This window comes from Streptomyces sp. NPDC005262 (genome assembly GCF_042872425.1).
Lineage (GTDB): Bacteria > Actinomycetota > Actinomycetes > Streptomycetales > Streptomycetaceae > Streptomyces.
On record NZ_JBIAKK010000002.1, the window covers coordinates 274,411 to 293,443 of the forward strand.

General features: G+C 71.4%; 15 protein-coding genes. 9 read left to right on the top strand and 6 right to left on the bottom strand.

What is annotated here, in order from left to right; translation table 11 throughout:
- Nucleotides 1–95 precede the first annotated feature (95 nt).
- Nucleotides 96–599 carry a pyridoxamine 5'-phosphate oxidase family protein gene (locus ACFYP5_RS06425; RefSeq protein ID WP_389031380.1) on the bottom strand — a complete coding sequence of 168 codons (504 nt, stop codon included), beginning with the start codon at nucleotides 597–599 and terminating at the stop codon, nucleotides 96–98.
- A gap of 162 nt (nucleotides 600–761) precedes the next feature.
- Here ACFYP5_RS06425 and ACFYP5_RS06430 point away from each other — a divergent pair, with 162 nt between their 5' ends.
- Nucleotides 762–1,049: a hypothetical protein gene (locus ACFYP5_RS06430; protein WP_093771695.1), complete on the top strand. Its 288-nt coding sequence runs from the start codon at nucleotides 762–764 to the stop codon at nucleotides 1,047–1,049.
- 6 nt (nucleotides 1,050–1,055) lie between these two features.
- Here ACFYP5_RS06430 and ACFYP5_RS06435 read toward each other — a convergent pair whose 3' ends face one another.
- Together ACFYP5_RS06435 and ACFYP5_RS06440 are read right to left on the bottom strand one after the other, a co-directional pair.
- Nucleotides 1,056–1,619: a HutD family protein gene (locus ACFYP5_RS06435; RefSeq protein ID WP_389031383.1), complete on the bottom strand. Its 564-nt coding sequence runs from the start codon at nucleotides 1,617–1,619 to the stop codon at nucleotides 1,056–1,058.
- A complete protein-coding gene (locus tag ACFYP5_RS06440) occupies nucleotides 1,616–2,335 on the bottom strand; it encodes a VWA domain-containing protein (RefSeq protein WP_389031386.1) in 720 nt (239 codons plus the stop codon). The genes ACFYP5_RS06435 and ACFYP5_RS06440 overlap by 4 nt, the downstream gene beginning before the upstream one ends.
- Nucleotides 2,336–2,497: 162 nt before the next feature.
- Between ACFYP5_RS06440 and ACFYP5_RS06445 the strand changes: the two genes are divergently transcribed.
- On the top strand, nucleotides 2,498–3,433 hold the full coding sequence (locus tag ACFYP5_RS06445) for a rhomboid family intramembrane serine protease (protein WP_389031388.1): 936 nt from the start codon (nucleotides 2,498–2,500) through the stop codon (nucleotides 3,431–3,433).
- Between the two features lie 137 nt (nucleotides 3,434–3,570).
- Here the strand turns inward: ACFYP5_RS06445 and ACFYP5_RS06450 are convergent, their stop codons facing one another.
- The 3 genes from ACFYP5_RS06450 to ACFYP5_RS06460 form a co-directional block, all read right to left on the bottom strand.
- Nucleotides 3,571–5,031, bottom strand: coding sequence for a glutamate synthase subunit beta (locus ACFYP5_RS06450; protein WP_389031391.1), 1,461 nt, complete (start codon nucleotides 5,029–5,031; stop codon nucleotides 3,571–3,573).
- Complete coding sequence (gene gltB, locus ACFYP5_RS06455) at nucleotides 5,024–9,583, bottom strand: glutamate synthase large subunit (protein ID WP_389031394.1); 4,560 nt, start codon at nucleotides 9,581–9,583, stop codon at nucleotides 5,024–5,026. The genes ACFYP5_RS06450 and gltB overlap by 8 nt, the downstream gene beginning before the upstream one ends.
- A gap of 400 nt (nucleotides 9,584–9,983) precedes the next feature.
- The gene (locus ACFYP5_RS06460; protein ID WP_389031397.1) at nucleotides 9,984–10,718 is read right to left on the bottom strand and encodes a VIT1/CCC1 transporter family protein; all 735 of its coding nucleotides are present in this window, start codon (nucleotides 10,716–10,718) and stop codon (nucleotides 9,984–9,986) included.
- A gap of 262 nt (nucleotides 10,719–10,980) precedes the next feature.
- Here ACFYP5_RS06460 and ACFYP5_RS06465 point away from each other — a divergent pair, with 262 nt between their 5' ends.
- From ACFYP5_RS06465 to ACFYP5_RS06495, 7 genes are read left to right on the top strand one after another with little or no spacing between them, the layout of a single operon-like run.
- The gene (locus ACFYP5_RS06465) at nucleotides 10,981–12,288 is read left to right on the top strand and encodes an ADP-ribosylglycohydrolase family protein (protein ID WP_389031400.1); all 1,308 of its coding nucleotides are present in this window, start codon (nucleotides 10,981–10,983) and stop codon (nucleotides 12,286–12,288) included.
- Complete coding sequence (locus ACFYP5_RS06470; protein ID WP_389031403.1) at nucleotides 12,285–13,538, top strand: ADP-ribosylglycohydrolase family protein; 1,254 nt, start codon at nucleotides 12,285–12,287, stop codon at nucleotides 13,536–13,538. The genes ACFYP5_RS06465 and ACFYP5_RS06470 overlap by 4 nt, the downstream gene beginning before the upstream one ends.
- Nucleotides 13,492–14,667 carry an ADP-ribosylglycohydrolase family protein gene (locus ACFYP5_RS06475; RefSeq protein ID WP_389031406.1) on the top strand — a complete coding sequence of 392 codons (1,176 nt, stop codon included), beginning with the start codon at nucleotides 13,492–13,494 and terminating at the stop codon, nucleotides 14,665–14,667. Before ACFYP5_RS06470 ends, ACFYP5_RS06475 begins: the two co-directional genes overlap by 47 nt.
- Nucleotides 14,664–16,028: an ADP-ribosylglycohydrolase family protein gene (locus ACFYP5_RS06480; RefSeq protein ID WP_389031409.1), complete on the top strand. Its 1,365-nt coding sequence runs from the start codon at nucleotides 14,664–14,666 to the stop codon at nucleotides 16,026–16,028. Before ACFYP5_RS06475 ends, ACFYP5_RS06480 begins: the two co-directional genes overlap by 4 nt.
- Nucleotides 16,025–16,909 carry a ribokinase gene (gene rbsK, locus ACFYP5_RS06485; RefSeq protein ID WP_389031412.1) on the top strand — a complete coding sequence of 295 codons (885 nt, stop codon included), beginning with the start codon at nucleotides 16,025–16,027 and terminating at the stop codon, nucleotides 16,907–16,909. The genes ACFYP5_RS06480 and rbsK overlap by 4 nt, the downstream gene beginning before the upstream one ends.
- Nucleotides 16,906–18,105, top strand: a complete 1,200-nt coding sequence (locus ACFYP5_RS06490) for a CaiB/BaiF CoA transferase family protein (RefSeq protein ID WP_389031417.1) — start codon at nucleotides 16,906–16,908, stop codon at nucleotides 18,103–18,105. Before rbsK ends, ACFYP5_RS06490 begins: the two co-directional genes overlap by 4 nt.
- Nucleotides 18,102–18,920, top strand: a complete 819-nt coding sequence (locus ACFYP5_RS06495) for an HpcH/HpaI aldolase/citrate lyase family protein (protein WP_389031419.1) — start codon at nucleotides 18,102–18,104, stop codon at nucleotides 18,918–18,920. Before ACFYP5_RS06490 ends, ACFYP5_RS06495 begins: the two co-directional genes overlap by 4 nt.
- Nucleotides 18,921–19,033: the final 113 nt, after the last annotated feature.

Genomic DNA, 19,033 nt, shown 5'->3' on the forward strand with positions numbered 1-19,033 from the left:
CCTCGACGGGGCTTGATCCTCCCGCTCGGCGGACTTGACGTGGTCCGGGCGGGCGGAGCCGCCCGGACCCGCCTGCCCGACCCGGCCCGGTCGATTCAGGTCGCCCGGCGCGGGGCGCTGTCGTCATTTCCGCGGACAAGCGTGCGCAGCGGGGTGCCCGGGCGCCAGGTCTGGACGATCAGTTCCTCGCCCTTCAACCCCGTGCGGACCACCTCCGTCAGTTCCGTGCGGAACAGGTGGAACGGCTCCGGCGGCTTGGCCTCCTCGACGAAGCGGGCCAGGACGTCGGCGTCGGTCTCCTCCACCGCGCGGCCGGAGATCCGGACGTCGGCGTCGGCCATCGTGTCGTCCGGTCCCGGGTTGGCCTGCACCGCGAACCGCGGATCTCGCCGCAGGTCGAGTGCCTTGCGCGAGTTCGGCATCATGCCGAGCCACAGCTCACCGAAGCGGAAGTCCACCTCCAGTCCGGTCACACGCGGCGAGCCGTCCTTGCGCAGGGTGGCCAGGACGTGGTGCTTGTACAGCCCGAAGCGGGCCCGCACGGTCTCGGCGAAATCCGGCTCCGCCGACTGGAACGCTGCCCAGGAAGTCGATGTCATGACTCCATCGAACCCTTGAATCCCGACATCTTCTGTCCGGTTTTCCGGGCAGCCACCCGATCGGATGCCGTCCTGGGTCGATCGTGTTCTGCTGTACGGGGCACATGGCCGTCAGCGTGGCGGCGGAGAGGGACTGATCCCGCGAACCCGAGGTGATTGACGATGGCGATCTTCGTGCATGCCACTCTGTCGGGCGTCACGGCCGACCAGTACGACGCTCTCCACAGGGAACTTCAGGCACTGCCCGAAGACCCGTTCGCCGGCTGCCTGTCGCAGGTCTGCACAGTGACCCATTCGGGCGTGGAGCTCTTCGACCTGTGGGAGTCCCCCGAGGCCGCGGAGAGGTTCGGCGCCGTGATGCTGCCGATCGCCGAGAAACTGGGCCTGCCCATGACGTCCGGACCGCCGAAGATGTCGCAGACACACCGGTACCGGGTTCCCGGTGCGTGATCGGGACTATCCGACGGACAGCGTGACCAGGAGCGCCCAGCCCTGGGTCCGGAGCACTCCGGGCGACGCGCTGTCGGCGACCACCGCGTCGTAGCGGTCGAGTTCGATGTCCCGGCCGTCGAGCACCGCACCGTCCTCCAGCGCGACGGCCAGGACCGTACCGCCCTGCGGCGCCGACAGCCGGAGGGTGCCGCGTACGACAGCGACCTCCGCCGTCGTACGTTCTCTGCGGTACATCACATTGAGGTTCACGACCGGGCCGCCGAGCAGCCGTCCGTCCGTCTCCAGGTCTCCGGGGAAGTCGTGCGGCCAGTACTGCTCGTCGACGATGTGGTGTTCGCCGCCCACCATCAGATCCATCCCGGCGCCCTCGACCACGGTCAGCGTGCGGTCGACGCCCGGGAACGAGGAGAACGGCCCGTCCGCGGACACGTCGGCGAGACTGACCCGCCAGTCGAAGGCGTCCAGCGGTGCGCCCTCGGGGGACGCGGCGATCTCCCGGGTGACTCCCCCGCCGTTCTTCCAGGGCACGGCCGGGCGGTCGGCCGCCCTCAGCACTCGTAGCGTCACTTGACGATCCTCTGCGCTCGGGCCGCGGCCAGCCAGTGCGGGAATTCGGCGACGAGCCGGTCGTACAGATCGGCGTCCGGGACCTGCCGCGGGTCGAGTCCGGCGTGGAAGAAGCCTGCGTTGTCGACGGGACGCTGTGCGGGAACGGCCAGTTCGTCGAGCTTGTGCAGGAAGTCGAACTGCGAACTGCGCTTGTTGCCGAAGCCGATGAACTGCCAGAACATCGGCAGTTTCGCCGCCTTGCAGAGATAGCGCTCGGCCGCCGTCTTGTTGATCGGACCGCCGTCGGTCTGGAAGACGACGAGTGCGGGCGCGGTCGAGCCACTGTCGATGTAATGGTCGATGACCGCGTCCATGGCCAGGTGATAGCTCGTCTTCCCCATGTGCCCGAGGCTTGCCACGATCTCGTCGACGCGCCCGCGGTGGTTGTCCAGGGCTATCTCGGTGACCGCGTCGATGTCGGTGGAGAAGAGGACGACGGGCACGCGGCCGTCGTCGTCGAAATGGGCCGACAGACCGAGCACCCGGTCGGCGAGGGCCTGGACGCTGCCGTCCTTGTAGTACTCCTTCATGGAGCCGGAGTAGTCGAGGACGAGATAGACCGCCGCCCTCTCCCCGCTCAGCCCGTGCTTCTGGAGCGAGACCCCCGCACTCCTGTAGAGGCTGACCAGCGCGGGCGCCGTCTCCTCGACCTTGCGCAGGCTGATGGCTGCCATCCGGCACTCCGTTCCTGGTACGGGGGTTACGAGGTTACGTCACCGTGGCCGGCCTGCCCTTGTCCGCTCGTACCCGACTGCGGTGCTCCTGGCGGTGTTCGCTATCTTGATCGCCGCCGCCCCACCGGCCCCTGTGACCGCCCACCAGTGAAGGAGCCGGCCATGGAGGCCGCCGTCACCACGTGCTACCGCCATCCGTCGTACGAGACGTATGTGCGCTGTACCCGCTGCGACCGCTACATCTGCCCCGACTGCATGCGTGAGGCCGCGGTCGGCCACCACTGCGTGGAGTGCGTGAAGGAGGGACAGCGCTCGGTCCGGCAGGCGCGCACGGTCTTCGGCGGCGCGGTGTCGAGGACGGCGGTGCCCGTCGTGACATACGTACTGATAGGCCTGAACGTACTGGCGTATCTGGGCGAGCTGGTCCGTCCGGAGATCGTCGACCGGTTCGGGATGCTCGGCGCGGGCCTGAGCGGTCCCGACGGCAGTCAGTACGTGTACGAGAGCGGGAACATCCCCGGGTTCGACGCGGTCGGTGTGGTCGCCGGCGAGTGGTACCGGCTGCTGACCGGGGCCTTCCTGCATCTCCCGCCGGGCGGCTCGTCGTTCGGTTCCCTCCCGTTCGGGGTGCTGCACATCCTCTTCAACATGTACGGGCTGTGGAATCTGGGCCGGATCGTCGAGGAGCAGCTCGGCCGGGGGCGGTATCTCGCGCTGTATCTGCTGTCCGCGGTGGGCGGTTCGGTGCTGGTGTATCTGATCGCGCCGGGCGACACCGCGGTGGGCGCGTCGGGGGCGATCTTCGGGCTCGCGGCGGCTTTCTACGTCATCAACCGGCGGCTCGGAAGGGACATGCAGGCGGTCAACCGGTTCCTGGCCGGGTTCCTGATCTGGATGCTGATCTCCGCGGGGTTCACCTCGTGGCAGGGGCATCTGGGCGGCCTGCTCACGGGCGGCATCGTCATGGCCGTGCTCGCCTACGCGCCCGCGAAGCGCCGTAGCGCCGTGCAGATCGCCGGGTGTGCGGTGCTGTTCGTGCTGCTGGTCGCCCTGGTGGCGCTCAAGACATCACAACTGACCGGTGGGGCGGTGGCCTGAGCCGTCCGGCCGGCGGGTACGGGACGTCCCCGGACGCGCCACGGCGCCTGCCGAATCGTCCGGTCGGGGACGGGCAGGCGCCGCGTTCAGTTCCGTACGCCGTTGTACGGGACGTCTGTTGGTGGTGCTGGTGGTGCTCAGACCGTCAGGGAACGGTCCGTCGGGCGGATCGGGGCCGGCAGCGCGCTGGCCCCGGTCAGGAAGCGGTCCACGCCGCGCGCCGCGGAGCGGCCCTCGGCGATGGCCCACACGATGAGGGACTGGCCGCGACCCGCGTCACCGGCGACGAAGACACCTTCGACGTTGGTGGCGTAGTCCGCGTCGCGCGCGACGTTGCCACGCTCGTCGAGCTTCACACCGAACTGCTGGACGAGGCCGTTGGCCTGGTCGGTACCGGTGAAGCCCATGGCGAGCGTGACCAGCTGCGCCGGGATCCGCCGCTCGGTGCCGGGCTTCTGCTCCAGCTTGCCGTCCTTGAACTCCACCTCGACGAGGTGCAGTGCCTGGACGTTGCCGTCCTCGTCGCCCTCGAAGTGGGTGGTCGAGACGGAGTAGACCCGCTCGCCGCCCTCCTCGTGCGCCGAGGTGACCTTGTACAGCATCGGGAAGGTCGGCCAGGGCTGGTTGGTGTTCCGCTCCTCGCCCGGCTTCGGCATGATCTCCAGCTGGGTGACGGAGGCCGCGCCCTGCCGGTGAGCGGTACCGACGCAGTCGGCGCCGGTGTCGCCGCCGCCGATGACGACGACGTGCTTGCCCTCGGCGGAGATCGGGGAGACCGTCAGGTCGCCCTCCTGCACCTTGTTGGCGAGCGGCAGGTACTCCATCGCGAAGTGCACGCCGTTCAGCTCGCGGCCCGGGACGGGCAGGTCGCGGGAGACGGTGGCACCGGCCGCGATGACGACCGCGTCGTACCGGCGGCGGAGCTTGGCGGCATCGAGGTCCTTGCCGATCTCCACCTCCGTACGGAACTTGGTGCCCTCCGCGCGCATCTGCTCGATGCGGCGGTTGATGTGCGACTTCTCCATCTTGAACTCGGGGATGCCGTACCGGAGAAGGCCTCCGATGCGGTCCGCACGCTCGTATACGGCGACCGTGTGACCGGCCCGGGTCAGCTGCTGGGCGGCGGCGAGACCCGCCGGGCCCGAGCCGATGACCGCGACGGTCTTGCCGGACAGCCGCTCGGGCGGCTGCGGGGTGACGTCGCCGCTGTCCCACGCCTTGTCGATGATCGAGACTTCGACGTTCTTGATGGTGACGGCCGGCTGGTTGATGCCGAGCACGCACGCCGACTCGCACGGAGCGGGGCACAGGCGGCCCGTGAACTCCGGGAAGTTGTTCGTCGCGTGCAGGCGCTCGGACGCGGCCGTCCAGTCCTCGCGGTACGCGTAGTCGTTCCACTCGGGGATGAGGTTCCCCAGCGGACAGCCGTTGTGGCAGAACGGGATGCCGCAGTCCATGCAGCGGCCGGCCTGCTTGCTGATGATCGGGAGCAGCGAGCCCGGAACGTAGACCTCGTTCCAGTCCTTGACGCGCTCGCCGACGGGACGGGTCCTGGCGGCCTCGCGCCCGGTGGTCAGGAAGCCCTTGGGGTCAGCCATTGGTCGCCGCCTCCATCATCTTCTCGGTGGTCTCCTGCTCGGAGAGACCGGCGAGCTCAGCGGCGTCCTTGGCGGCGAGCACTGCCTTGTAGGTGGACGGGATGATCTTGCTGAAGCGGGCCACCGCGGTGTCCCACTCGGCAAGCAGCTTCTCGGCGACGGTGGAGCCCGTCTCCTCCTGATGGCGGCGCACGACGTCGTGCAGCCACTGCTTGTCGGTGTCGGAGAGTTCCTCGATCGCACCGAGGTTGCCGACGTTGACATTGTCGCGGTCCAGGTCGACGACGTACGCGACACCGCCCGACATACCGGCGGCGAAGTTGCGTCCTGTCTCGCCGAGGACGACGGCGTGACCACCGGTCATGTACTCGCAGCCGTGGTCACCCACGCCTTCCGAGACGACGGTCGCGCCGGAGTTGCGGACGCAGAACCGCTCACCGGTGCGGCCGCGCAGGAACAGCTCGCCGCCGGTCGCACCGTAGGCGATGGTGTTGCCCGCGATGGTGGAGTACTCGGCGAGGTGATCGGCGCCGCGGTCCGGGCGGACGATGACGCGGCCGCCGGAGAGGCCCTTTCCGACGTAGTCGTTGGCGTCGCCCTCCAGGCGCAGCGTCACACCGCTGGGCACGAACGCGCCGAACGACTGGCCGGCGGAGCCGGTGAAGGTGATGTCGATGGTGTCCTGCGGCAGACCGGCACCGCCGAACTTCTTCGTCACCTCGTGGCCGAGCATGGTGCCGACGGTCCGGTTGATGTTCCGGATCGCGATCTGGGCCCGGACCGGCTGGGCGTCCTCGGCGCTGTCCGCGTTGAGGGCGTCGGCGGCGAGCTTGATCAGCTCGTTGTCGAGCGCCTTGGCGAGACCGTGGTCCTGCTCGATCTGCTGGTGGCGGACCGCACCCTCGGGCAGCTCCGGAACGTAGAACAGGGGCTCCAGGTCGAGACCCTGCGTTTTCCAGTGCGTGACCGCACGGTCGGTGTCCAGCAGCTCGGCGTGGCCGACGGCCTCTTCGATCGTACGGAAGCCGAGCTCGGCGAGGAGCTCGCGCACTTCCTGGGCGATGAACTCGAAGAAGTTGACGACGTACTCGGCCTTGCCGGAGAACCGGTCGCGCAGGACCGGGTTCTGGGTGGCGATGCCGACCGGGCAGGTGTCGAGGTGGCAGACCCGCATCATGACGCAGCCCGAGACGACGAGCGGCGCGGTCGCGAAACCGAACTCCTCGGCGCCCAGCAGCGCGGCGATGACGACGTCGCGGCCGGTCTTCAGCTGCCCGTCGGTCTGCACGACGATGCGGTCGCGCAGGCCGTTGAGCAGCAGGGTCTGCTGGGTCTCGGCGAGGCCGAGCTCCCAGGGGCCGCCCGCGTGCTTCAGCGAGGTGAGCGGCGAGGCGCCCGTTCCGCCGTCGTGGCCGGAGATCAGGACGACGTCCGCGTGCGCCTTGGAGACACCCGCGGCGACCGTGCCGACGCCGACCTCGGAGACCAGCTTCACGTGGATGCGGGCCGCGGGGTTGGCGTTCTTGAGGTCGTGGATCAGCTGAGCCAGGTCCTCGATGGAGTAGATGTCGTGGTGCGGAGGCGGGGAGATCAGACCGACACCCGGGGTGGAGTGCCGGGTCTTGGCGACCCACGGGTAGACCTTGTGGCCGGGCAGCTGGCCACCCTCGCCGGGCTTGGCGCCCTGCGCCATCTTGATCTGGATGTCGTCCGCGTTGACCAGGTACTCGCTGGTCACACCGAAGCGGCCGGAGGCGACCTGCTTGATGGACGAGCGGCGCGCCGGGTCGTAGAGCCGGTCGGCGTCCTCGCCGCCCTCACCGGTGTTGGACTTGCCGCCCAGCTGGTTCATGGCGATGGCGAGGGTCTCGTGCGCCTCGCGGGAGATCGAGCCGTACGACATGGCGCCGGTGGAGAACCGCTTGACGATGTCGGAGACGGACTCGACCTCGTCGACCGGGATCGCCTCGCGGTCCGAATTGAAGCCGAACAGGCCGCGGAGCGTCATCAGGCGCTCGGACTGCTCGTTCACCCGGTCCGTGTACTTCTTGAAGATGTCGTACCGGCGGTTGCGGGTGGCGTGCTGGAGGCGGAAGACCGTCTCCGGGTCGAACAGGTGCGGCTCGCCCTCGCGGCGCCACTGGTACTCGCCGCCGATCTCCAGCGCGCGGTGCGAGGCGGAGATGCCGGAGGCGGGGTAGCCCTTGGCGTGCCGGGCGGCGACCTCCTTGGCGACGACGTCGAGTCCGGCGCCGCCGATCTTGGTCGCGGTGCCGTTGAAGTACTTCGCGACGAAGCCCTCGTCGAGGCCGACGGCCTCGAAGACCTGGGCGCCGCGGTAGGAGGCGACGGTCGAGATGCCCATCTTGGACATGACCTTCAGGACGCCCTTGCCGAGCGCGTAGATCAGGTTGCGGATGGCCTGCTCGGGCTCGATGCCCTCGATGAACGTGCCGGCCCGGACCAGGTCCTCGACGGACTCCATCGCCAGGTACGGGTTGACCGCGGCGGCGCCGTAACCGATCAGCAGCGCGACGTGGTGGACCTCGCGGACGTCCCCGGCCTCGACCAGCAGGCCCACCTGGGTGCGCTGCTTGGTACGGATGAGGTGGTGGTGGACGGCCGAGGTGAGCAGCAGCGACGGGATCGGCGCGTGCTCGGCGTCGGAGTGCCGGTCGGACAGGACGATCAGGCGGGCGCCGTCCTCTATGGCGGCGTCGACCTCGCTGCAGATCTGCTCGATCCGGGCGGCGAGGGCCTCACCGCTGCCGCTGACCCGGTAGAGACCGGAGAGCGTGGCGGCCTTCATGCCCGGCATGTCGCCGTCGGCATTGATGTGTATCAGCTTGGCCAGCTCGTCGTTGTCGATCACCGGGAACGGCAGCGTGACGCTGCGGCACGACGCGGCGGTCGGCTCCAGCAGGTTGCCCTGCGGGCCGAGCGTGGAGCGCAGCGAGGTGACGAGCTCCTCGCGGATGGCGTCCAGCGGCGGGTTGGTGACCTGCGCGAACAGCTGGGTGAAGTAGTCGAAGAGCAGCCGGGGGCGCTCGGACAGGGCCGCGATCGGCGAGTCCGTGCCCATGGAGCCGAGCGGCTCGCCGGCGGTGCGGGCCATCGGCGCGAGGATGACGCGGAGTTCTTCCTCGGTGTAGCCGAAGGTCTGCTGGCGGCGGGTGACGGAGGCGTGCGTGTGCACGATGTGCTCGCGCTCGGGGAGATCCTCCAGCTCGATCTCGCCGGTCTCCAGCCACTCCTGGTACGGCTGCTCGGCGGCGAGGCCGGCCTTGATCTCGTCGTCCTCGATGATGCGACCCTCGGCGGTGTCGACGAGGAACATCTTGCCGGGCTGGAGGCGGCCCTTGCGGACGACCTTCTCGGGGGCGATGTCCAGGACGCCGACCTCGGAGGAGAGGACGACGAGGCCGTCGTCGGTGACCCAGTAACGGCCGGGGCGCAGACCGTTGCGGTCGAGGACCGCGCCGACCTGGGTGCCGTCGGTGAAGGTGACGCAGGCCGGGCCGTCCCAGGGCTCCATCATCGTGGAGTGGAACTGGTAGAAGGCGCGCCGGGCCGGGTCCATCGAGTCGTGGTTCTCCCACGCCTCGGGGACCATCATCAGCACCGAGTGCGGCAGCGAGCGGCCGCCCAGGTGCAGCAGCTCCAGGACCTCGTCGAAGGAGGCGGAGTCGGAGGCGTCCGGGGTGCAGACGGGGAAGATCCGGTCCAGCTGCTCCGTACCGAAGAGGCTCGACGCGAGCTGGGACTCGCGGGCCTTCATCCAGTTGCGGTTGCCCTTGACCGTGTTGATCTCGCCGTTGTGCGCGACGAAGCGGTACGGGTGGGCGAGCGGCCAGCTCGGGAACGTGTTCGTGGAGAAGCGCGAGTGGACCAGCGCGACCGTGGTGGCGAGACGGCGGTCGGAGAGGTCCGGGAAGAACGGCTCCAGCTGCCCGGTGGTGAGCATGCCCTTGTAGACGATCGTGCGGGCGGAGAGCGACGGGAAGTACACCCCGGCCTCACGCTCGGCGCGCTTGCGCAGCACGAAGGCCTTGCGGTCGAGCGCGATGCCGGCGCTCTCACCGTCCGCGACGAAGAGCTGACGGAACTCGGGCATGGTGGCGCGGGCGCCGCTGCCGAGGAGGTCGGGACTGACCGGGACCTCACGCCAGCCGAGGACCTTCAGGCCCTCCTCGGCGGCGATCTTCTCGAGCTTCTGGACGGCCTCCGTGGAGTCGTCCGCGGGCAGGAAGGCGATTCCGACGGCGTAGCCACCGGCCTCCGGGAGGTCGAAGGTGGCCTCGGCGCGGAGGAATGCGTCCGGTACCTGGAGCAGGATTCCGGCGCCGTCGCCCGAGTCGGGCTCGGATCCCGTGGCGCCGCGGTGCTCGAGGTTGCGCAGTACGGTCAGCGCCTGCTCGACCAGCTCATGGCTGGCCACACCGGTAAGAGTGGCCACGAACCCGACACCACAGGCGTCGTGCTCGTTACGGGGGTCGTACATCCCCTGCTGGGCGGGGCGACCGTCCATGGGCGACCAGGCGTCGGAACGCATTGGCTCTCCCGTCGTCGTCGTGGCATATGCAGTGCCGAGGGACGACGTTGGCCCTCTGCGAAATTTCGTGCAGGTTACATGATGGGCTGCTTCTCAAGAAGCGGATAGCCCGTTCCAACATGCGGACACCGCGAGGAGCGGTGGAGCGGGTCGCAGTCGGAGGATCGGCGCCCGGGGGACCACAGAGAGCAGGCGTCGTTGCCTGCGGTGTCTACGGCTCATGCCCAGTGGCAAAGGAAACGAAACCGCCGAGTAACGGCTACTTATGTGGAGCCCTGTATAGAGACTCATTTTACGTCCGTTGGGGTGGTCCCGCCCAGGGGCGGAACCCAAGACGTACGTCACACGGATTGCCGGCAGATTGCCTGCAGGCGGATCGCACGGGGCGGCGCGGTCGCGGTCAGCCGCCGACGGCCACGCCGAACAGGGTGCCCAGGCCGTACGTGATCGCAGCGGCCGCCCCGCCGAGCACCAGCTGCCGCAGCCCGCTGAACCACCAGCTGCGGGCCGTCACCCTCGCCACCACCGCCCCGCAGCCGAAGAGGCCGACCAGCGCGAGCAGCACCGCAGGCCACATGGCGCTCGCACCGAGCAGGTACGGCAGTACCGGCAGCAGCGCGCCCATCGCGAAGGCGCCGAACGACGAGACGGCGGCGACGAGCGGCGACGGCAGATCGCCCGGGTCGATGCCCAGCTCCTCGCGGGCGTGTATCTCCAGGGCCTGCTCGGGGTCACGGGACAGCTGCCGGGCGACCTCGCGGGCGAGCCCGGGCTCGACGCCGCGGGACTCGTAGAGCGCGGCGAGCTCTTCCATCTCGTCCGTCGGGTGCTTACGCAACTCGCGCCGCTCGACGTTGAGTTCGGCCTCGACGAGCTCGCGCTGCGAGGCCACGGAGGTGTATTCGCCGGCCGCCATGGAGAACGCACCGGCCGCCAGACCCGCCAGACCGGTGATCACGAGCGTCTGCTGGGAGACCGAGCCACCCGCGACGCCGGTCATCAGCGCCAGGTTCGAGACCAGTCCGTCCATCGCGCCGAAGACCGCGGGACGCAGCCAGCCGCCGTTCACATCACGGTGGGTGTGGTTGTCGCGGTGCGCCTCGTGCAGTACGGCGTCGGTCTCGATGATGGCCACAGCTCTCCCCTTCTCCGGCAGCGGGTCCGCTCGCCCCGCCCCCGCTCAACACCTCCGAAAGTACGCACGAAAGGCATCCCCCGCCAGCAAGCCAGGCCGTACTTACCTGCCCCCTGACCAGGTAAGTACGGCCTGCCTTACGAAGGGGATCCCGTCATCCGAGTGGCCCTTTTGTTGCGTTAATCGGCCTCTGTCGGTGCTCCGCGTGGCACAGATCGGACAGGTACGAGAACTGGCTCGGTACGAGCGAAGGGTCGACACGATGGAGTTGATTGCAGGCAATCCGGCAGAACCGCGCACGGGTGGGGGCACGGCGGAGGCAGCCCGGAACGACGCGCACCGCCTCGACGCGAGCCACGCCGGCGGTCCCGGCCGCCCCGGCCGGGCCGACCGGGCCAGGGGCGCGCTCCTCGGCCTTGCCGTGGGCGATGCGCTGGGCGCACCCGCGGAGAACCTGCGACCCTCCGAGATCCGCCGCCGCTGGGGCCGGATCGAAGGCTTCGTCAGCGACGACCCGGCCGGTACCGACGACACGGAGTACGCGATCTTCTCCGGGCTGCTGCTCGCCCGGCACGGCTCGGCGCTGACCGTCACCCATGTGGAGCGGGCCTGGCATCTGTGGATCGCCGACCTGGACGAGGGGCCGTTCCGCGGCGCCGGGTTCAGCGAGCGCGGCACCCTGGAGAACCTGCGCCGGGGTCTCGCCGCCCCGATCTCCGCCCAGCACCGGCACGCCTGGAGCGACGGACTGGCGATGCGCGCGGCCCCATTCGGAGTCTTCGCCGCAGGCAGGCCCGCGGAGGCCGCGCGCCTGGTCGCGATCGACGGGCAGGTCAGCCACGACGGGGAGGGCATCTACGGCGGCCAGGCTGTGGCGGCCGGGGTGGCCGCCGCGATGGCGGGAGCGGGGGTCACGTCCGTGATCGCGGCCGCCCTGTCCGTCGTACCGATGGATTCCTGGACCGCGCGCTCGCTGAGGCGGGCGGTGACGGCCGCGCAGCACAGGCACCCGGACCGCCTCACGAGAGAACGCGCGGTGCGCTCCGCCGTGGTGGTGGGCGGCTATCCGTGGACGGACCTGGCACCGGAGGCGGTGGGCCTGGCGTTCGGCGCGTTCGCGGCGGCGCGCGGCGACTTCCGTACGGCGGTGCTGACGGCGGTCAACATGGGCCGCGACGCGGACACCACGGCAGCGGTGGCGGGCGCGCTGGCGGGTGCGCTGGGCGGGGTGGCCGCGATCCCCCGGAACTGGGGGCGGGCGATCGGACCGGTCCGAGGCAGCTGCCTGCCGTCGATGCGGGGGCACCACGTCCTGGACATCGCGGAGTTGCTCACCCCCGACGAGACGGACGAGCCGGACGGCGCGGCGAGCTGCGGGGACGGCCGGGACAACGGGACCGGCAACGACAACGGGTCGGGCACAGCGGGCTCAGCCGGCGGGCCCCGCGAGGCCGGCGGCACCCCCGCCGGCGCCCGGCCCCCGGCCGCCCCGGCCCGGCCCACCGACGGCCCCGCCGCCGGGCCGTCGGGGCCGTCCGCCGCGGCCGGACCCGCGGCGGTGGTGTCATGACTACCGCGCGGAACACCGAGCCCCGCCCGGAGAACCGTTCCACCGCGCCCCTGAACCGGCCTCTGCCGGGACGCCGGGCCCGGATCGAGGGGCTGCTGCTCGGGCTGGCCTCGGGGGATGCCGCCGGGTGGCCCGCGGCGCGTCACCGCGCGGCCCGGATGCCTGAATGGACGCGTCGGCTCACCCGGGAGCTCGACACCTTCGCCGAACAGAACGCCACCACCACCCTCCCCGTGCCCATCGCACTCAACCAGCCGCCCGAGCCACTGCGGCTCGGCCCCTCCGACGACGCCGAGTGGGCCGCGTTCGCCGCCGGGACCGTGCTGGCTTCGACGGCCGGTCCGCTGCACGGACTCTCCCCCGACCGCCGGATGCAGGCCGCCATCGACGTCGCGTGGAACGCACTGGCCGCCGAGGTCGCCGCAGCCGCCGCGCGGGCACCCGAGGTCGAGTCGGCGGTCCTCCCGCTGCGTGCCCGGATCTCGGTCCGGGCCGGGCTCGGCAATCTCGCCGCCGGGCTGCGGCCCCCCGCCACCGGCCACGACAACCCGCACTACTTCGACGACGCGGCCTGCGTACGGGCTGCCGTGCTGGCGGTCGTCCATCCCGGCCGGCCCTGGGCCGCCGCCGAACTCGCCGAGTTCGATGCCCGATACACCCAGGACGGCGACGGTGTGCACGGCGCCCGTGCGATGGCCGCCGCGATCGCCGAGGCGCTGGGCGGAGCCGATGTCGACACCGCGGTGAACGCCGCGCTCGTCCAGCTCCCCGAGGGCACCGAGATCGCCCGCAACGCCGCTCACGCCGTCCGGATCGCCCGCGACTTCGTCGGCGAGGCCGCCGGCGCCTTCGCGCTCGTACCCGTGCTGGAGCATCAGATCGTCGACCATGTCTACAGCTACGGGATCGCCGCGGCCGAGACCGTACCGGTCGCCCTGGCACTGACCACGGCGGCCCGCGGCGAGATCGCCCAGGCCGTTCCCGCAGCGGCCTGCCTGTCACGGGTCGCGGACTCGGCGCCCGCCCTGGCCGGCGCGCTGACCGGTGCGCTCGGCGGCGTCGCCGCCGTCCCGGACGGCTGGCGCGAGGCCTGCCGCACCCTCGCGGGATGCGCGCTGCCCCGTCTCGCGGGCACCGATCTCATCGAACTCGCCGGGCTGCTGACAGACACGGAACCAGCCCCTCCGGGTGGACAATTCCGGCATGACGCCGATTCAGAACAAACCACCCACCGCGCTCGGACTGGATGACCGGATCTCCGGCGCCCTCGTCGGCGCCGCCGTCGGCGACGCGCTCGGCGGGCCGGTCGAGGGCCGGCCCCCCGAGCAGATCGTCGAGCGCCACGGCGGCCGGATCACCGGCATCGTGGGCCCGTGGGACGGCGGGGACTGGCGCACCGCCCGCCCCATCGCCCCGTACCACAAGGGCGACGGTCACGTCACCGACGACACCTTGATGACCCATGCGCTGGTACGGGTGTACGGCACCGTACGGGACCATCTCGACGCGTACTGCGTCGCCGACCATCTCGTACCGGAGCTGATCTCGGCCCCCCGCTGGATCCCGGAGCTGGAGGCCGAGGCGCTGCCGCTGCAGCGGATCTTCCTCGCCGAGAAGTGGATCGTCGCCCGATTGCACTACGGCCATGTCGATCCGCGCGAGGCGGGCTCCGGGAACATCGTGAACTGCGGGGCGGCGATGTACATGGCGCCGGTCGGCCTGGTCAACGCCGCCCATCCGCAGGCCGCGTACGCCGAGGCGCTGGATGTCGCGGGCGCCCACCAGTCGTCGTACGGGAGGGAGGCCGCCGGAGTCTTCGCGGCGGCCGTCGCCGCCGCCTGTGCGCCGGGTGCGACACCCGCCACCGTCGTCGACGCCTGTCTGTCGCTCGCCAAGGACGGGACCCGGGCCGCCATCGAAGCGGTCTGCGAAGTGGCCGTACGGTACCGGGACTTCGAGACGGCACTGACACCGCTGCGTACCGCCGTCGCCCCCTTCGACACCGTCGGGCCCGACTACCGGACACCGTCCCTCGGCGCCCGCCGCCCGTCGCGGCTGCACGCCGTCGAGGAGCTGCCGATCGCCCTCGGGATGCTGCTCGTCGCGGACGGCGACTACCGGCACGCGGTGCTCGGCTCGGTCAACTACGGCCGGGACTGCGACTCGATCGCCACGATGAGCGGTGCGCTCGCCGGCGCGCTGCACGGCGAGGCGGCGATCCCCGCCACCTGGGTGAAAACGGTCGCCGAGGCCAGCCGGCTCGATCTGCACGCACCGGCGCGGACCTTGACGGACGTCGCCCGCGAGGTCTTCGTACGGGACAGCGCCCGGCGGCGTACGCACGAGGCTGCGTTCGCGATGCTGGCGGGTACACCGTGACCGTGCGGGTCACCTGGGTGCAGCCGGAGGATCTGATCGGGCATGAACTGCGCCAGGCGGCCGAGGACGGCCGGGACGTGCGGGACATCGAGCGCCGCTGGTACGCGGCGGGCGGCGCCCCCGCCCCGGAGCGCGCGGGCGCGTCGACGCCCCCCGCGCCGCCCGCACTCCGCGCGCTCGCCGAGCGGCTGCTCGACGAACTCGCGCGGCTCGATTCGGCTTCGGCCGTCGACGAACCGACGGATCTGGCCGCGATCCGGGCGGCCTGCCCGCACTGGCCGGCTCCGCGCGCGGAGCTTCCGACGGTCGGCAAGGCCCGGCTGGAGGCGGCCTGGCTGGGCCGCGCCGCCGGCTGCCTGCTCGGCAAGCCCGTCGAGAAACTGCCTCTCGCGGGGATCCGCGCGCTGGCCCGCGCCAGCGGGAACTGGCCGCTCACCACCTGGTTCACCGCCAGGGGCGTGCCCGCCGAGCTGACCACCGCATACCCCTGGAACCGCCGCTCCGCCGCCACCTCGCTCGCCGAGAACATCGACGGGATGCCGGAGGACGACGATCTCAATTACCCACTTCTCACCCTGCTGTTGATCCAGCGGTACGGACCGTCCTTCGCCACTGCCGATCTCGCCCGGCTCTGGCTCGACGAACTCCCCGCCGGCCGGACCTTCACCGCCGAGCGGGTGGCGTACCGCAATCTGCTCGACGGCATCGAGCCGCCGGACACCGCCCGGCACCGCAATCCGTTCCGGGAGTGGATCGGCGCCCAGATCCGCGCCGACGTGCACGGCTGGACACACCCCGGCGACCCGGCGGCCGCCGCCGAGCAGGCCCACCGGGACGCTGTCCTCACGCACACCGGCAACGGCGTGTACGGGGCGATGTTCACCGCTGCCGCGCTCGCCGAGGCGGCCGGCGGGGAGACCGACGTGCACGGCTGTCTCGCGACCGGGCTGCGCGTCGTACCGCCGCGCTCGCGGTTCGCGCACGCGGTCCGCACCGGGATCGACGCGGCCCGCGGGGAGCCGGACTTCGACGCGGTCGCCGACCGGCTGCACGCCGCGTTCGGCGCCTACCACTGGGTCCATGTGCTGCCCAACGCCGCGCTGCTCGCCGCCGCCCTCACCCACGCCGACGGCGACTTCTCCGGCTCCATCTGCCGCGCGGTCTCCGGCGGTTGGGATACGGACTCGAACGGTGCGACCGCCGGTTCGCTGGCCGGTCTGCTGGCCGGCCGGCCCGACGCGCTGCCCGTCCGGTGGACCACCCCGCTCAAGAACCGTCTCGCCACATCCGTCCCGGGTGTCGACTCGGTCGGCTTCGACGCACTCGCTGAACTGACCTATCAGGAGGCACTCCGCCCATGACCGCCATCGCGGTGCTCGGCAGCACCAATATGGACCTTGTCGCCTACGTCGCACGGGCCCCGGAGCGCGGGGAGACCGTCACCGGAAGGGAGTTCCGCACCATCCCCGGCGGCAAGGGCGCCAACCAGGCCGTCGCAGCCGCCCGCGCGGGCGGCGAGGTGCTGATGATCGGCGCGGTCGGCGACGACGCGTACGGCGCACAGCTCCGGGCCGAACTGGAGCACGCGGGCGTCGAGACCGATCTGCTGCACACCGCCGAGGGCCCCAGCGGCACGGCGCACATCGTCGTCGACGACACGGGCGCCAACGCCATCGTGGTGATCCCCGGCGCCAATGGCACCGTCCACACGCTCGGCCACGGCGAGATGGCCGCCATCGGGGAAGCCGATCTGCTGCTCCTCCAGCTGGAACTGCCCCTGCCGGCCGTGGTCGAAGGGGCCCGGATGGCCCACGCCCAGGGGGTGCGGACGATCCTCACCCCCTCCCCCGTACAACCCCTGCCGGACGAGCTCCTGGCCAACGTCGACCTGCTGGTCCCCAATGAGCACGAGGCAGCCGCGCTCTCCGGGAAGAACGAACCCCACGCGGCGGCCGAGATCCTGCTCCGGCACGTCCCCGAGGTCGTCATCACCCTCGGCTCGAAGGGCTGCCTGTACGCGGCCCGGGGCAGCGAAACGGTCCACTTCTCCGCCCCGGAGGTGACCGCCGTCGACACCACCGGCGCCGGGGACACCTTCGTCGGGGCGCTCGCCGTGGCCCTCGGCGAAGGGCGGGCCGTACCGGAGGCCCTGGCCTGGGCGTCGATCGCGGCGGCGCTCTGCGTGCAGAAGCCCGGCGCCTCGACCTCCATGCCGTACCGCAGTGAGATCGACGCCGCATGACCGCGCCCACGGAAGCACCCCTCTCCGCCCTGCGGGTCCTCGACCTCGCCACCCTCTTCGCGGGCCCTCTCGCGGCCACCATGCTCGGCGACTTCGGCGCCGAGGTGGTCAAGGTCGAGCATCCGCGCAAGCCCGACCCGTCGCGTGGCCACGGCCCGACGAAGGACGGCATCGGCCTGTGGTGGAAGCTGCTCGGCCGCAACAAGCGCAATCTCACCCTCGACCTCTCCACGCCTGGCGGGCGCGACGTCCTCCTCCGGCTGGCCGCCTCCAGCGATGTGATCATCGAGAACTTCCGGCCGGGGACGCTGGAGCGGTGGGGCATCGGCTGGGAGGAGTTGCACACCGTCAACCCGCGGCTGGTGCTGACCCGCGTCACCGGCTTCGGCCAGTTCGGCCCGTACGCGAGCCGCCCCGGCTTCGGCACGCTCGCCGAGGCGATGAGCGGTTTCGCCGCGATCACCGGCGAGCCGGACGGGCCGCCGACCCTGCCGCCCTTCGGTCTCGCCGACTCGATCGCGGCACTCGCCACCGCGTACGCCGTGATGGCGGCGCTGGCCGGGCGGGACCGCACCGGGGAGGGTCAGGTCGTCGACCTGGCGATCATCGAGCCGATCCTCACCGTGCTCGGGCCGCAGCCGCTCTGGTACGACCAGCTCGGCTACGTCCAGGAGCGCACCGGCAACCGCTCGCGCAACAACGCCCCGCGCAACACGTACCGCACGTCCGACGGCCAGTGGGTCGCCGTCTCCACCTCCGCCCAGTCCATCGCCGAACGTGTGATGCGCCTGGTCGGCCGGGCGGAGCTGATCGACGAGCCGTGGTTCGCCTCCGGCACCACCCGCGCCGAACACTCCGACGAACTCGACGAGGCGGTCGGCACCTGGATGGCCCGGCACACCCGTGACGACGCGATCTCCGCGTTCGAGAAGGCGGAGGCGGCCATCGCCCCCATCCATGACATCCGGGACGTGATGGAGGATCCGCAGTACCGGGCCCTGGGCTCCGTCGCCGAGGTCCCCGACCCCGAACTGGGCCCGCTCCGGATGCAGAACGTCCTGTTCCGGCTCTCCGGGACCCCGGGCTCGATCCGCTGGGCGGGCCGTCCGCACGGCGCGGACACCGAGGAGATCCTGACCGGGCTCGGCCTGTCAGGACCGGACATTGCCGCGCTACGGGCGGACGGCGTCCTGTGACCGAGGCCGAAGAGGTGCATCTGACGTGGCTGTACGTTCCCGGGGACCGGCCGGACGTGGTGCGCAAGGCGCGCGACTCGGGCGCGGACGTGGTGATCGTCGACCTGGAGGACGCGGTCGCACCGGACCGTAAGGAGTACGCCCGGTCGGCCACCGCCGAACTCCTCACCGAACCGGCCGCCGACACGGCCGTGCCGGTCCATGTCCGGGTCCACACAGAGGCCGACGTCCTGGCCCTGGCCGGGCTGCCGGGCCTCGCCGAACTGCGCCTGCCGAAGATCACGCATGCCGCGACCGTCCACCACATCGCGGCGCTCGCCCCCGGCGTGGCGCTCTGTCCGCTGCTGGAGTCGGCACTCGGCATCGAGCACGCGTACACGGTCGCGGCCTCCCACCCCCAGGTCCGCTCGATCGCCCTCGGCGAGGCCGATCTCCGGGCCGATCTGGGGGTGCGGGACGACCGGGGGCTGGACTGGTCACGCAGCCGGGTGGTGGTCGCCGCCCGCGCGGCAGGCCTCGCCCCGCCGACCCAGTCGGTGTTCCCGGACGTACGGGACCTGGACGGCCTGCGGCACTCCTGCGCGCACGGCCGCGCGCTGGGGTTCATCGGCCGGGCGGCCATCCACCCCCGGCAGCTACCGGTGATCGAGAGGGCGTTCCGGCCCACTTCGGAGGAGATCGACTCGGCCCAGGAAATCGTGGCGGCAGCCCTCACGGAGGCAGGCGCACTGGCACTGCCGGACGGCCGTTTCGTGGACGCGGCGGTAGTGGCGGCGGCCCACCGGACGCTTGCGCTGGCGGAGCGGGTGAGCTGACGGCGAGGACCCCGGTCCCTGCGGCGACCGGGGCGGGGGAAATTCACTCGATCGAGCCCCTCCGGCGGTTGAGCGGTGGGGGCGGGGGCGGCGGAGTTCCCCGGTGGGGGAAC